This window comes from Roseibium sp. ROS1, assembly GCF_054658215.1.
The window spans coordinates 695,910-708,848 of sequence record NZ_BAAGIG010000002.1; the positions used below are offsets into that span (position 1 = coordinate 695,910).

11 protein-coding genes are annotated in these 12,939 nt (G+C 57.7%); 4 read left to right on the top strand and 7 right to left on the bottom strand.

The features are described from left to right. Positions 1-19: 19 nt before the first annotated feature. Both lptG and lptF read right to left on the bottom strand, forming a co-directional pair. Positions 20-1,114, bottom strand: coding sequence for an LPS export ABC transporter permease LptG (lptG, locus tag ACYQ6M_RS11430; protein WP_023003977.1), 1,095 nt, complete (start codon positions 1,112-1,114; stop codon positions 20-22). Then, positions 1,111-2,298, bottom strand: a complete 1,188-nt coding sequence (gene lptF, locus ACYQ6M_RS11435; RefSeq protein ID WP_023003978.1) for an LPS export ABC transporter permease LptF — start codon at positions 2,296-2,298, stop codon at positions 1,111-1,113. The genes lptG and lptF overlap by 4 nt, the downstream gene beginning before the upstream one ends. A gap of 237 nt (positions 2,299-2,535) precedes the next feature. On the opposite strand from lptF, the gene ACYQ6M_RS11440 reads away from it, so the two are divergent. From ACYQ6M_RS11440 to ACYQ6M_RS11450, 3 genes are all read left to right on the top strand, one after another. Next, positions 2,536-4,035: a leucyl aminopeptidase gene (locus ACYQ6M_RS11440; RefSeq protein WP_460073853.1), complete on the top strand. Its 1,500-nt coding sequence runs from the start codon at positions 2,536-2,538 to the stop codon at positions 4,033-4,035. Between the two features lie 516 nt (positions 4,036-4,551). Further along, the gene (locus ACYQ6M_RS11445; RefSeq protein ID WP_023003980.1) at positions 4,552-5,004 is read left to right on the top strand and encodes a DNA polymerase III subunit chi; all 453 of its coding nucleotides are present in this window, start codon (positions 4,552-4,554) and stop codon (positions 5,002-5,004) included. Positions 5,005-5,091: 87 nt separating this feature from the next. Continuing rightward, a complete protein-coding gene (locus ACYQ6M_RS11450) occupies positions 5,092-5,484 on the top strand; it encodes a rhodanese-like domain-containing protein (protein WP_168687076.1) in 393 nt (130 codons plus the stop codon). Positions 5,485-5,509: 25 nt separating this feature from the next. On the opposite strand, the gene ACYQ6M_RS11455 is transcribed toward ACYQ6M_RS11450, so the two are convergent. The 4 genes from ACYQ6M_RS11455 to ACYQ6M_RS11470 form a co-directional block, all read right to left on the bottom strand. After that, positions 5,510-6,751: a hypothetical protein gene (locus ACYQ6M_RS11455; protein ID WP_460073856.1), complete on the bottom strand. Its 1,242-nt coding sequence runs from the start codon at positions 6,749-6,751 to the stop codon at positions 5,510-5,512. A gap of 162 nt (positions 6,752-6,913) precedes the next feature. Further along, a complete protein-coding gene (locus tag ACYQ6M_RS11460; RefSeq protein WP_023003983.1) occupies positions 6,914-7,612 on the bottom strand; it encodes an HAD family hydrolase in 699 nt (232 codons plus the stop codon). Continuing rightward, complete coding sequence (locus ACYQ6M_RS11465) at positions 7,612-9,495, bottom strand: ABC-F family ATP-binding cassette domain-containing protein (protein WP_055653651.1); 1,884 nt, start codon at positions 9,493-9,495, stop codon at positions 7,612-7,614. Before ACYQ6M_RS11465 ends, ACYQ6M_RS11460 begins: the two co-directional genes overlap by 1 nt. 113 nt (positions 9,496-9,608) lie before the next feature. Further along, positions 9,609-10,679 carry an alpha/beta hydrolase family protein gene (locus ACYQ6M_RS11470; RefSeq protein ID WP_055653653.1) on the bottom strand — a complete coding sequence of 357 codons (1,071 nt, stop codon included), beginning with the start codon at positions 10,677-10,679 and terminating at the stop codon, positions 9,609-9,611. A gap of 152 nt (positions 10,680-10,831) precedes the next feature. Here ACYQ6M_RS11470 and ACYQ6M_RS11475 point away from each other — a divergent pair, with 152 nt between their 5' ends. Beyond that, positions 10,832-11,860 (top strand): helix-turn-helix transcriptional regulator, encoded by a 1,029-nt coding sequence (locus ACYQ6M_RS11475; protein WP_460073859.1) that lies wholly within the window; start codon positions 10,832-10,834, stop codon positions 11,858-11,860. Here ACYQ6M_RS11475 and ACYQ6M_RS11480 read toward each other — a convergent pair. After that, positions 11,845-12,738, bottom strand: a complete 894-nt coding sequence (locus tag ACYQ6M_RS11480) for a DUF4344 domain-containing metallopeptidase (protein ID WP_460073861.1) — start codon at positions 12,736-12,738, stop codon at positions 11,845-11,847. The two genes, ACYQ6M_RS11475 and ACYQ6M_RS11480, sit on opposite strands and share 16 nt — an antisense overlap. Between the last annotated feature and the right edge of the window lie 201 nt (positions 12,739-12,939).

Consider the following 12,939-nt stretch of genomic DNA (forward strand, 5'->3'; position numbering starts at 1 on the left):
AACCGGAAAAGTCATCGCTTTACCCGTCTTCCTGATTCAAGAGAATTGTCAAACCCATGAGTACTCCAAATATTCCCGGCGCCCAAGCCGCCACCAAGGGAGGGACAATACCCGCACCCCCGAAGTCCTTGGCAAGTTCGGTTAGAACGTAAAGCACGAACCCGGAAAGGATTCCACCCAGAATCATACTTCCCAAACCGCCAAACCTCGAAACTTTAAGGGAAACCGCCGCTGCGATCAAAATCATAGCGACCAAAAGAAGCGGGCGGGCGAGGAGAGTCTGATACTGCAAATTGTAGCGATAGGCAGGTAACCCAGCGTTTCTGGCCAGTTCGATGAAACGAGGCAAATTCCAGAACGAAATCGATTCGGGGGATCCGATGCTTTCACGAACTTCAGTCGCAGTCAGGAATGTGCTGATCTGATATTGCCCGTAAGGCTGTGGATCCTGTTCGGTCGTGTAGACGATGGCATTGTCCAGGTACCAGATCTGGTCTCCGAGCCGCGCTTCGTCAGCTTCGATCCGCTCCCGGAAGGTACCGTCCTTGTCGAACGTGAAAATGGTGACGCCTTGCAGCAGCGTGCCGCCTTCCAGCAATTGCTTGGCAAGCAACACCGATTCTCCGTCCAGGCCGTCCTGCCGAACCCAGACGTCGTTCGAGGACTGCAGAAGGAAACTTTGTTCCGAGCCGAACAAACCGGCAGCTGCTTCGTCCGATTTCTGCTGAAACCAGACAGCCGCAGGATTGTAGACAGTGATGGACAGGATACCGAGAACGATCCCGACAAGGATGGCGGGAAGAGAAAACTGCCAGACCGAGATGCCGGAAGCCCGTGCCACGACCAGTTCCAGGCCTCGGCTCAGCGTCACGAAGGCAGCAATTGCACCGAACAGGACGGTGAAGGGAATAACCTGTTCCAGCAGCAGAGGCACCCGCAAGGCCGAGATCATGGCAACGCGCAGGACGGAAAATCCTTCGCGGTCACCACCGCGTCTAACCAGTTCCAGGACGTCGAACAGATAGATCAGGACGGCGGCAAACAGGAAGAGACCGAGGATAGCCTTCAGGAAACGCCCTGAAAAATACAGAGACAGGGTCCGTCCAAGGATCATGCGACGCCTCCCGGCTTGCGACCGTTCAAGCGATCACTCAGTGCATCAATCCTGTCCTGAACAGAATGTTGCAGATCGACCAGCCAGCGTGGCTGCGACCCGCCTTGTTCGCGGAAGATGGAGACGAGGGCGAACACCGCGCCCGCAACGGGTACAATGTAAAGAAGGCTGAGAAGCGCGGTGGAACCACCGGAAATGGCGGTTACGCCGAAGCCCGTGGTCCTCAACAGGACACAGGAACAGATTGCCCCGAGCACGGCGAACCCGCGCCCCTGGCGTGTCGTTCTGGCCTTGCCGAGAAACGCGAACACGATCAGGCCGAAGGAAAGGCAGTAAAGCGGCTGGCTGAAGCGTTCGTGGAGCTCCTGCGCCAACTTGTCCGGATTCTTCAGCGCATATTCGTCGTTCCTGCCTGGTGACATCAGGTTAAGGGTGGTCCGCTCACTGGCTTTGAACACCGGCTCGCCGGCTTCGGGAATAAGGTTCGACAAATCGAATGCATAGGACTGGAAGCGAACGATCGAAATATCGCCCTGCTGTTTTGGACGTCTCTGAATTGTTCCGTTCTGCATGACAAGAAGCGTGCGATCGGCAGCTTCGACGATCAGCCCGGTGTCTGCCTGATAGGTAAAGGCCGTCTCCGGGTCACGGGTGTCGTGCATCAAAAGACCGTCAAGAGTGCCTTTGCCTGAACGGTTGCGGATATGGAACGTTAATCCGTCCTCGACAGTGATGAAGCGACCCGGCTTGACGATGTTGGCAACAAGGTCTGCGCGCACGCGGGTAATCTCGGTGCGCAGCTGAGCGAGTCCTGTCGGAGCCACATAAAGTGACATGCTCGCGGTCAGCAACATGACCACGAAGGCAAAGAGCATGACCGGTTTCAAGACAAGGAACCTGGAGCCGCCACTGGCATCGATCACGATCAGCTCACTGTCGCCCGACAAGGAGTTTAGAACCAGTATCAGCGCGATCATCAGGGCGAACGGAGCCACGATGACGATCAGGAAAGGCAGGGCAAGCATGGTTATGCCTATGAACTGGACGATGGTCTGACCCTTCGAGGTCACCAGGTCCAGTTGGCGCAAGGCCTGGGTTGCCCAAACCACACCCGTCATCGCTGCAATCGTGAGGGTGAAAGCGTAAACAGTCCGGCGGATGATGTAACGTTCAAGCGTTTTCATAACGGTGCCGGTACATGTCCCTGCAAAAATGACGATAATCGGCCTGAGACCGAATAACACGGAATGTGGTGAATGGCTCATGAATAAGAATGGTAAATATACATTAATTTTTGTCGCCCTTGCCGAAAAGCTGTTGAAACCCCATGATTTGACAGGAAAATCACAATCTACGGGATAGGGCGCCTTTTGTTTCCACTGCCCAACCGCTCCAACCAGAAAAACCAACGGGACCGAAGCATGACCAAGCTTGCAAAACTGAACTTCTCCAAGGCCGAAACGCCGAAGGGTGGGGTGGCCGTAATCCTGGCCGGTAGCGACCTTAGCCTTGGGTCGGTTGCTGCAGAAGTTGTCTCGGGTCTCGAGGGAGGCTTGCAACGTTCGGCCGGTATCGCAGGTTTCACCGGGAAGAAGAAGGCAAGTCTTGATCTGGTCGCTCCTGCCGGATCGGGTCTCGACCGGCTGATCGTATTCGGCGTTGGCGATGCCGGCGAGTTGACTGGCGACGATTGGCGGGCTTTTGGCGGCGCGGTGTTTGCAGAATTGCAGAAGACGAAGGCAGACGCAGCAACGGTGCTCCTGGATGTCCCGGGCGATGCAGATCCGTCCGGTGTATTGGCAGCAGAGTTCGCAATGGGCGTGAAGCTGCGGGCCTATGCCTTCGACACCTACAAGACTGCCAAAAAAGACGATGACAAACCCAAGAACATGAAGGTGACCTTGGCCGTTGCCGATCCCAAGGCATCAAAAAAGGCCTGGTCTTCTGCTGAAGCTATTGCCGACGGCGTTATTCTGGCCCGCGACCTTGTGAACGAACCGGCGAATGTGCTGGGTCCGGTGGAGTTTGCCGAGAAGGCCAAGGAACTGACGGCCCTTGGTGTCGAAGTCGAGGTTCTCGGCGAAAAGGAAATGAAGAAGCTTAAGATGGCTGCTTTGCTTGGCGTGTCCCAAGGCTCGACCCGCCCACCGCAGCTGGCCGTGATGCGCTGGAACGGAGGCAAGAAGGGTGACGCCCCGGTCGCGTTCGTCGGTAAGGGCGTTGTGTTCGACACTGGCGGCATCTCCATCAAGCCGGCCGCGGGCATGGAAGATATGAAAGGCGACATGGGCGGAGCTGCCGCAGTCATCGGCGCCATGCATGCGATCGCGGGGCGCAAGGCCAAGGCAAACGTGATCGGTGTCATCGGCCTCGTGGAAAACATGCCGGACGGTAACGCGCAACGACCAGGTGACATCGTCACGGCCATGTCCGGAACCACGATCGAGATCCTGAATACCGATGCGGAAGGCCGTTTGGTTCTTGCCGACGCACTTTGGTACACGCAGGAAAAGTACAAACCGGCGATCATGATCGATCTGGCAACGCTCACCGGTGCCGTGCTTGTCGCTCTCGGCAATCTGAATGCCGGTCTCTTTTCCAACAACGACGCTCTGGCAGACAAGCTGTTGTCATCTGCCAAGTCGAGCGGTGAGCCGCTTTGGCGCCTGCCGCTGTCGAAGGAATACGACAAGATCATCGACACGCCCAACGCAGACGTCAAGAACACCGGTGGCCGCTGGGCTGGGTCCATCACCGCAGCCCAGTTCCTGCAGCGTTTCACGAACGACGTGCCCTGGGCGCATCTGGACATCGCCGGAACCGCATTCGGCGCTCCGAAGGACGATATCTGCCAGAGCTGGGCTTCGGGCTATGGCGTGCGTCTGCTCAACCAGCTTGTCGCGGATCACTACGAAGGCTGAGGTCCATCTTGGCGTCCTTCGCATTTTCTACTGGTGGAGGGCGCCAGGACTGCAATGCCGCTGGGCAAAGAAAAACCCGCCGGGAAGGCGGGTTTTTCGTATCTGACTGTCGACCTTGGATCAGCAGGTCTTGTAGGTCTGGCAGGCCGTTGCCGGTTCAACCAGAAGACCCATGCCAAGTGTCGCGCCTGCAACGACAGCAACCAATGCGAAAAACACAACGACACGCGCAAGCATTCACCAAATCCCCTTTTGCGCCGGCTCGGGAAAACCGTTCACCGGCCAAATTTTTTGATCCATGGCCAAATCAAATGATCATTGGATCGTCCCCGGGGACGAACCCTAGCCAATCGACATTTTCGAAGGGTTAATGATACGAGTCTTATGGCCTGTCCATGTCATGTTTGCCGTCGGGGGAATTTGAACAGGCAAGTGTTGCAGGCCTGCACCACATTCCGGCATGGCGGTGGATAACGGAAAGCGAAGGTACAAGGATGTGTCTAGACAGGGTCCGGCATGAGCGTTGAAGTTGTATTCTATCACCTTTTGCACAAGCCGCTGGAGATGGCTTTGCCGCAGCTTTTGCAAAAGTGCCTGGAGCGGGATTGGAAAGTTGTCGTGCAAACGGGAACCGAGGAGCGATGCAGCGCCCTTGATGCCCATTTGTGGACCTTCACCGACGACGGTTTTCTGCCACATGGCACCAAGGCAGACGGTTACGCCGAACATCAGCCGATATACCTCACGTCCGAACAGGATAATCCGAACGAAGCCGACGTGCGCTTCCTGGTGGACAGGGCAGCGCCGCCACCGCTGAGCGCCTACAAGCGGGCGATCTACATGTTTGATGGCAACGATACCGAGGCTGTTCAGGAAGCGCGCAATCGCTGGAAGGAAGCCAAGGCGGAAGGGTTTGAAATCGCTTACTGGCAGCAGACCGAAGCCGGCGGTTGGGAACGCAAGGCCTAGGCCGGCACAGACCCTGAAATGGGCGAACAATCTTTTAAAAAGTGAGACGCGCACCGGTGTGAGATGCCGATATTGGAGGAAAGCCTCATGAAGAAGCTGAAGATGTCATCGGCCGACATGGTCGCCAAAGCCAAGGCGCGGATTGAGGAAGTCGACACCGACGCTGCCATTGCCTTGGTAGGAAACCCGGATGTGGTGTTCGTAGACCTGCGAGACGTGCGTGAACGTCAGAAGCTCGGGTTCATTCCGGGCAGCATTCATTGCCCACGCGGCATGATCGAGTTCTGGGTGGATCCGGAGAGCCCCTATCACAAGGAGGTCTTCTCGCAGGAAAAACGCTTCATCTTCCATTGCGCCGCAGGGTGGCGCTCTGCACTCACTGTCGCGACGCTTCAGGATATGGGCTTTGAAGCTGCCCATCTGACAGATGGGTTCGCAGACTGGGTCGAGAAGGGCGGTCCTGTCGAGCAAAAGGACTGAAGCAGACCGCCCCGCCGGATTGATGCTAGTTGGACGTCGAGATCAGGCGCAGTTCATCCGGATCGGCGTCCGAACCGTCCGTTCCATCGTCGTTGCCAGCGGTTTCTTCGGGGTCAATCGGGTCCGTGCCGTCGTCCGGGGTTTCGGTTGCTTCGCGGATCTCATCGATCTTGCCGTCGTAATCGCCAACCCCCAGAACCTGCTTGGCCCAGTCGAGCATTTCCTCGTCGACGTAGTCGTCGCCATATTCCCGAACGCGATTCTCGTTTGCCATCGCCAGAAGTGCTTCTTCCAGCGCTTCGTCAGAAACATCAGCGGCCAGCCCATCCAGGCCGGTCTTTTCCGTTTCGTAGTTGGTTTCAGCCGTTTTGAAATCCGAATAGGCGTCGCTCTGAAGAGCAGTTTCAAGCGCCAGTCTTTCGGTTACAAGGGCGGTCAGCTCGTCATCTGACAATTCAGCCGTATCAAGGCTTTCAAGTTCGGCAAGCCGGTCTTCGAGCTGTTGCGAGGTCAGACCTTCATAGGCAAAGCCGTCATAGCTGTCCACGTCCTGAAGCAACCCGTCGAACAGCGTCGTGCGCGCGGTCAGGAGGTCCTGTTCGAGGCCTTGCAGATCTGCGGAAAGCCGCTCGAAGGCAAGGCTGTCATTTATGTAGGCCTGGATGGCCGCCAGATGCGGGTCGTTGGAATTGATATAGGCGTGGTAATTGCGATTGAGGGAATTCAACCGACCAAGCTTTGCATTGAAGTTCTTCGGTTTGCCTGCAGGGCTTGCCTGCGGGGTCACGGCAATGCTTGCCAGTGTCGCGCGTTCAGCCTTTGGAAGCCGGTGGCTCGCGGTGCCGCTGTTGCCTCTGGAGGCGGTCTGACGCTTGCCGGAGTTCCTTGAATTTTCGGTTCCGAATACGGAATTCAGAAAGCCACCAAGGCCTTTTCCATTTCCGTTGCCGTTGTTCGACTTGGCCTGCTTGGAACCATTGCCGCGGTTGAAGATCCCAAGGCCCTTGTTGCCATTGCCGTCGGAAGCGGAGTTCCCGCCGCGGTTGGAGTTGCCGCTATTGCCCTTGTTGCCGGAATTGCCCTTGTTGCCGCCACCATTGCCGCCGGAATTCCCGCCGCCGCCACCACCATTGCCGTTTCCGTTGCCATTCTTGGCGAACGCCTTGTCCACTTGGAAGGAAAGTGAAGGCACATCCGGCGACAGGGAAGGGGCAACGACGAGCGCGGTTGCGCCGAGAAATAAGGTGACGGTTCTGGAGAGAGACATTACGCATCCTGGTCTGAAGCGTGCGAAAAATCGAGCTTTGCGAAAACGCCCGCGGTAACTCCGCAAACGTGCCCGCAGTGTCTGAATGTTCACTTACGACAACCCGTCAGACTTTAGTTGGTTTCACTTCCGACAGGAATTTTTCGGCCGTAACACCGCTATTCAACTCAGGCGAGCGAGCAGCTGCGGAACCTTGCCAATGTGGTCCAATCGGTAAAACCGGTCATGGCCACGTGGCTCGTCCGCCTCTTCCAGTGCCCAGGTCAGGTCATAGGGCACGTGAGCACCGTATGCTCCTGCGTCCAGTGCCGGCAGGATGTCCGATTTCAGTGAATTGCCGATCATGAGCGCTTCACCCGGGCCGCTGCCGTGACGCGAAAACAGTGAGCGGTATGTCTCGTCGGTCTTTTCAGAGACAATCTCGATTGCGTCGAAATAGACATCGAGGCCGGAGGCCGTCACCTTGCGCTCCTGGTCGAACAGGTCCCCCTTGGTGATCAGGACCAGCTTGAAAGACGCCTTCACCTTTTTCAGCGTTTCTTCGACGTAAGGGAGAGGCTCGACGGGATGGGACATCATCTCGCGCCCGGCTTCCAGGATTTCGGCGATGACATCGGCAGGCACCTGCCTGTCGGTGACCTCGATAGCTGTCTCGATCATGGAAAGGGTAAAGCCCTTAACGCCGTAGCCATAGTGCAGGACATTGCGTTTTTCCGCAGCCAGCAGCCGCTCGGCCAGGTGATCCTTGTCGGTGTAGTCGCCGAGCAATGAAGCGAACCGTTCTTCCGTCAGCCTGAACACCCGTTCGTTGTGCCAGAGCGTATCGTCTGCGTCGAAGCCGAGTGTCGTGATCTTGGCCATCAGGAAGCCTCCTCGAATTCGGCGGAAAGTTCCAGCCATTCCTCTTCGGTTTTGATCAGCTTCTTCTCGCAGAAGGCCCGTTCCTTGGCGAATTTCGCAGCCCGTTCGGGTTCCCTCGTGAAGAATTCCGGATCGGCAAGGGCTTCGTCCAGCTTGATGATCTTTTCCTGCAGGCGCTTCATTTCCTTTTCAGCGGCATCGATCTTCTGTCTGAGCGGTTTCAGAAGTTCGCGTTTGACGGCAGCATCGCGGCGTTTTTCTTGCGCATTTGCCTTGTCAGCTTCCGCGGCGGCCTTGTCACGGGCTTTCTGAACCGCCTCGGGACCTTGCAGGATCAGTCGGCGATAGTCTTCCATATCGCCGTCATAGGGCTCCACCTTGCCGTCTGCCACCAGCCAAAGCCGGTCGGCGCAAGCCTCGACGAGATGCCTGTCGTGGCTGATCAGAACGACGGCTCCCTGAAAGTCGTTCAGCGCCATCACGAGCGCTTCGCGGCTGTCGATGTCGAGGTGGTTGGTCGGTTCATCGAGGATCAGCAGATGCGGACCGTCAAATGTCGCCAGCCCCAGGAGAAGGCGGGCTTTTTCACCACCAGACAGGTCTTTCGCGGGCGTGTCCATCCGGTCGGTCGGAAGCCCCATGCGTGCGACACGAGCCCGAACCTTTGCCTCCGGGGCATCCAGCATGAGGGCACGAACATGCGCAACGGCGCTTTCAGCGGGCTTGAGCTCGTCAAGCTGGTGCTGCGCGAAGAAGGCGATTTTCAGCTTCGACGCCTTGGTGATCTCACCATCCATGGCGCCAAGGCGTCCGGAAATCAGCTTGGCGAATGTCGACTTGCCGTTGCCGTTGGCGCCCAGCAGCGCAATCCGGTCGTCGGTGTCGATATTCAGCGTCAGACGCGACAGGATCCTGGTATCGCCATAGCCCGTTGTCACACCCTCGAGTTTCAGGATGGGCGGCGCCAGCTGGCTGTCCGGATCGGGGAAATGGATCGGCTTGCTGCTCTCATCCGTGAGGGCGGCAATCGGCTGCATCTTTTCAAGCATTTTCAGGCGTGACTGCGCCTGCCGGGCCTTGCTGGCCTTGTAGCGGAACCGGTCGACAAACGCTTGCATGTGCTTGCGCTGGGCGTCCTGCTTTTCCTTTGCCTTTTCGGCAAGGATCATCGCTTCGCGACGTTGCCTGTCGAAACTGTCATAGCCACCGGAGTAGTAGGTCATCTTGCCCCGGTCGAGATGGACGATACTGTCGACAGCCTTGTTCAGAAGGTCTCTGTCGTGGGAGATCAGAAGCACCTGATGCGGGTAGCGGGCAACATAGTTTTCCAGCCACATCGTGCCTTCAAGATCGAGATAGTTCGTCGGCTCGTCGAGTAGAAGAAGGTCGGGTTCGGAAAAAAGAACCGCAGCCAGGGCAACGCGCATGCGCCATCCGCCCGAAAACGACGAACACGGCCTTTGCTGCGCGGCGGCATCAAAGCCAAGGCCGGACAGGATCGAGCCTGCCCTGGCTTCAGCCGTGTGGGCGCCGATGTCGGCGAGCCGGGTGTGGATTTCGGCAATCCGGGCCGGGTCTGTCTGTGTTTCGGCTTCTGCCAGCAGCTGGCTGCGTTCCTTGTCCGCGGCCAGCACCACTTCCATCAGGGTTTCTTCCGTCCCCGGGGCTTCCTGTGCGACCTGACCGATGCGCGCGCGCTTCGGGATCTGCACTGAGCCTGTCTCGGTGGAAAGATCCCCGGTGATGATCTTGAACAGCGTTGATTTGCCCGCACCGTTTCGACCGACAAGACCTGTCTTGGCCTTGCCGGGAAGCGTAACGCTGGCTCTGTCGATCAGGAGGCGGTCTCCGATCCGATATGTAAGGTCCGTAATCTGCAACATGAGGCGGATGTTTGGCGGAGCGCCCCAAAGGATGCAAGTGGAAACCGGAGCAAAACCTCGTTCGGGCGGCGGGCTGTGGCAATGCTGCACTTTTGAGCCCACCGCGCCCTGTCTCAAGGTTCCAGGAAGGCAAGAATTTCCGTCAGGATACGTTGATGCTGCTCTTCGCGTTCCTTGCCGCCTTTGATGCATACGATTTCGTCGCCCGGTTCATATTCTTCCAGGATGGCAAACCCTTTCGGCTTGCACACACCCATGAAGTCGAAATGTCCGGCATCAGCCATTTCCACATGGTGGACCTTGTCGGCCGGCAGAGCAGTGGCCAGCGCGCGCGACTCAATCTCTTGGTTCAGCATGTCGGCACGCTGCGAACCCAGAACGAGAACCGGGATGTCTATGGCGCTCAGGCTGTCGCGGGAAAGGACCGGCGTTCCGCCAAGATCCAGGCTGATGACCTTGGTCAGCCGTGGGTCCTTGCGGGATTTTGCCATCTCGCTCCGGTCGGCCTCCGTTTTCGCGATGGACCAACCGGTCAGCACCTGGCAGGCAACCGGCAGTTCCTCACCCGAACACTCACGCTCATACCGGTCAGGTTCGAATTCAGCGCCAGCTAACAGCAGGACTGTGAAGCCGCCAAGGGAATGGCCGGCCGCATAGATCCGTTCCGGGTCTATCCTGTCCTTGTAAGGGCTGTCCTCGAGCAGGAAGCTGATAAGGCGAGACAGGTCGACGGGTCTGTCCCAGAGCTTGCGGGTCTGGTCGGGATCGCGCAGGAACGAGCTGGTGCCCGGATGATTGACCATGGCAACGTAATAGCCACGTCGGGCAAGTTCGGAGCCGAGCCAAGCCTGGTTCAACGTGTTGCCGTACATGCCGTGCGATACGACCACAAGCGGAAATCTGCCTTCGGCGGCTTTGCCGTCAGGATCGGCCAGCGCCATTTGCCAGACTTTGCTCGTGTCTGCCCGGGGCAGAATGTCTGGTGTTGCGGTTGGATACCAGATGTCACCTTCAAGGGGCCGGTCTTTGCGCGCATCTTCGACGGTGATCTTGGTGACACCCGGCCCGTAGCGAAGTGTGTCCTCGGCAAGCGCACTTGACGCGAGCCCTAAGACACCGGCAAGTGACGCAGCAAACCAGCACAGCCGGATGGGCCAAAAGAGGCGGTTGGATGACGGATACATGGAACCTCCAGGGGGGTAGCAGGAAGTCCTGGAGATGCGCTGCGCCAGACCAGTTGACAATTGCCTCGGAGGCGATGTCCTGTCCTCAATCGTGACAAAGGACAGAACCTACAGGTTGTTGTGTCTCCACAGTCGAGCGCGTTGGACCAAAGATGATCAGCATTCCGGTGTCTTTCCTGCTAGCCGCACTGTTCGGAGGGCTCGCCCTGGCGACTCTGGCCTGGCGGTCTCTGCCTGGACAGGCACGCGGAATGTTTGCCGGGGTGTTTTGCCTGATGGCGGTCGAGGCGTCCTTGGTCGGAATGCGTTTTGCCTATGGGCATTTCGAGTTTCTTGCGGTTCAACGGATTCTGCCCGTGTGGATAGCGCCGGTTATTTATCTCGCCTTCATTTCCCTCACGGTTACCGTCGAAAGAGCCCGGCGACTGATTGTATGGAACCTTGGGGCGGCGGCCATTGTGACGATAGTGTTGTATTTGCCGGTGCCGGTGACCGGATATGTCGATGGGGTGATCGGGATAAGCTATGCGGTCTATTCGCTGGCTCTCGCGCGGATCTGGATCAACGGGCAGGACGTCTTTGCTGAAGCGCCGACAAACATGGGGGGGCTGCTGCACAAGCTGCTTCTCTTCTCCATATTGGTCATGGTGGCCACGCTCCTGATCGATGCTCTCGTCGCATATCTTTTTGCGCAAGAAAGACAGGAGGACGCAGCTCTGGCAATTTCCGGTGCAAGCCTGTTTTTCCTGGTGATCGCAGTTGGAGCCGCCATTGGATTTCTAGGCACTCGGTTCGGGCGATCCCGGAATACTGGGAAGGAGTTTGCTGCAAGCGAAGCGCGACAGGCAGAACTGGTTGAAGCTGCTAGAACGGTTCTGATCGACCAGGAGTTCTTCCGGGATCCATCGCTCACACTTACGCGGCTGGCCCGGCGGGTCGGGGTTCCTGATCGGGATCTATCCAGAGCCGTCAACGCAGTTGAAGGCGTCAATGTCAGCCAGTTCGTCAATCTGGTACGCCTCGCGGAAGCGGAACGACTGCTGGTTACGACGGATGAGCCTGTCGGCCGGATACAGGAGCGGGCCGGATTTTTGACCCGTTCGAACTTCTACAGGGAATTCCAGAAGGCATATGGCGAAGCGCCAGGCGCTTATCGCAAGAATGCTCAGTCCTCGCTCTGAGCTTTTTCATTTTCTTCCGGAACACTCAGATAGATCTCGGCCAGACCGGCGAGAAGTTCATGGCAGAGGATCACTTCCCGCGTCTCCGGATCCCAGAAGGCGTTTTCCTCGCCGCAGGCGGTTGAGCGGAAGGTGACTGTCTTCGGCAGCTCGTAGAAAGTGTCGAATTCCTTGGCGACCATCTCCACCAGTCCGCTTTCCTTCAGGAAAACGGCCATGGCTTCCAGGTCTCTTGTTGCCGGATCGTGGACGACCTTGATCTTGCCCCCTGGCGTATCGCTGTCTCTCAGATAAGGATCGGTCACGATTTCCCACGAAGCCGAGGCCTGTTCATAGTCGAAGGCGCAACTTTCAATCCGCTCCTCCGGCAACTCCAGGTCTCTGGCGAGATCCAGAAAGGCGTCTTCGTCGGCCCCTACCATCAGGCACAGCATTTTGTAGCCGCGTTGCTGGTCCAGATCGTGCTCATCGTAGAAAACCAGGTCGTCGTAGTCTTCCTCGGCAATCAGGAACCAACCGATCATCGCCTGTGTGAGATAAAGATCCATGTCGTCAGTGTCCGCGCCGAGCATGGAAACGGTGGCCAGATTGTCGACGGCATCTTCTTCCTGGGCCAGGACGGGAAGTTCCAGTTCCGAGACAAGCATATGTCCGCTCTCGTGGTAGAGCGTGAACAGCGTGTTGCCCGCAACGAAAACGAAGAGCTCTTCCAGCTGTTCGGGCGAAAGGGCGGCAAGTTGCCCTGCCAAAGTGGGGAAAGTTTGCGGGCTTTCGGTCCCATGTGTATTGGCCGCCACCGAGGGTGCGGCAAGGCTGAGCCAGAGCGATGCGACGGCCGCATAAAGCAGCGTCGGCAGGATGGCGAAGAGTTCGACCATGGTGTCATTCCCGAAGAGGAGCGCCGCAAACCGTCCGCTCGACCTTTGCATTTGCGCGCAGACTAGGCAGCCGTTCGTATGTTGGCCAGCACCATATTGAGCCACAAACAGGTTACCGACATCAAAATGTCATGACCCGGCCCCCTTGCGGGCGTGACGGCACCCCGTTATTAAGGCCGCGAAATTTTTAAAAATCCGGAA

What these genes read in the sequence shown, in the direction of transcription:
- lptG (WP_023003977.1), bottom strand. Translation starts at nt 1,114, where the DNA reads ATGATCCTTGGACGGACCCTGTCTCTGTATTTTTCAGGGCGTTTCCTG.
- lptF (WP_023003978.1), bottom strand. Translation starts at nt 2,298, where the DNA reads ATGAAAACGCTTGAACGTTACATCATCCGCCGGACTGTTTACGCTTTC.
- ACYQ6M_RS11440 (WP_460073853.1), top strand. Translation starts at nt 2,536, where the DNA reads ATGACCAAGCTTGCAAAACTGAACTTCTCCAAGGCCGAAACGCCGAAG.
- ACYQ6M_RS11445 (WP_023003980.1), top strand. Translation starts at nt 4,552, where the DNA reads ATGAGCGTTGAAGTTGTATTCTATCACCTTTTGCACAAGCCGCTGGAG.
- ACYQ6M_RS11450 (WP_168687076.1), top strand. Translation starts at nt 5,092, where the DNA reads ATGAAGAAGCTGAAGATGTCATCGGCCGACATGGTCGCCAAAGCCAAG.
- ACYQ6M_RS11455 (WP_460073856.1), bottom strand. Translation starts at nt 6,751, where the DNA reads ATGTCTCTCTCCAGAACCGTCACCTTATTTCTCGGCGCAACCGCGCTC.
- ACYQ6M_RS11460 (WP_023003983.1), bottom strand. Translation starts at nt 7,612, where the DNA reads ATGGCCAAGATCACGACACTCGGCTTCGACGCAGACGATACGCTCTGG.
- ACYQ6M_RS11465 (WP_055653651.1), bottom strand. Translation starts at nt 9,495, where the DNA reads ATGTTGCAGATTACGGACCTTACATATCGGATCGGAGACCGCCTCCTG.
- ACYQ6M_RS11470 (WP_055653653.1), bottom strand. Translation starts at nt 10,679, where the DNA reads ATGTATCCGTCATCCAACCGCCTCTTTTGGCCCATCCGGCTGTGCTGG.
- ACYQ6M_RS11475 (WP_460073859.1), top strand. Translation starts at nt 10,832, where the DNA reads ATGATCAGCATTCCGGTGTCTTTCCTGCTAGCCGCACTGTTCGGAGGG.
- ACYQ6M_RS11480 (WP_460073861.1), bottom strand. Translation starts at nt 12,738, where the DNA reads ATGGTCGAACTCTTCGCCATCCTGCCGACGCTGCTTTATGCGGCCGTC.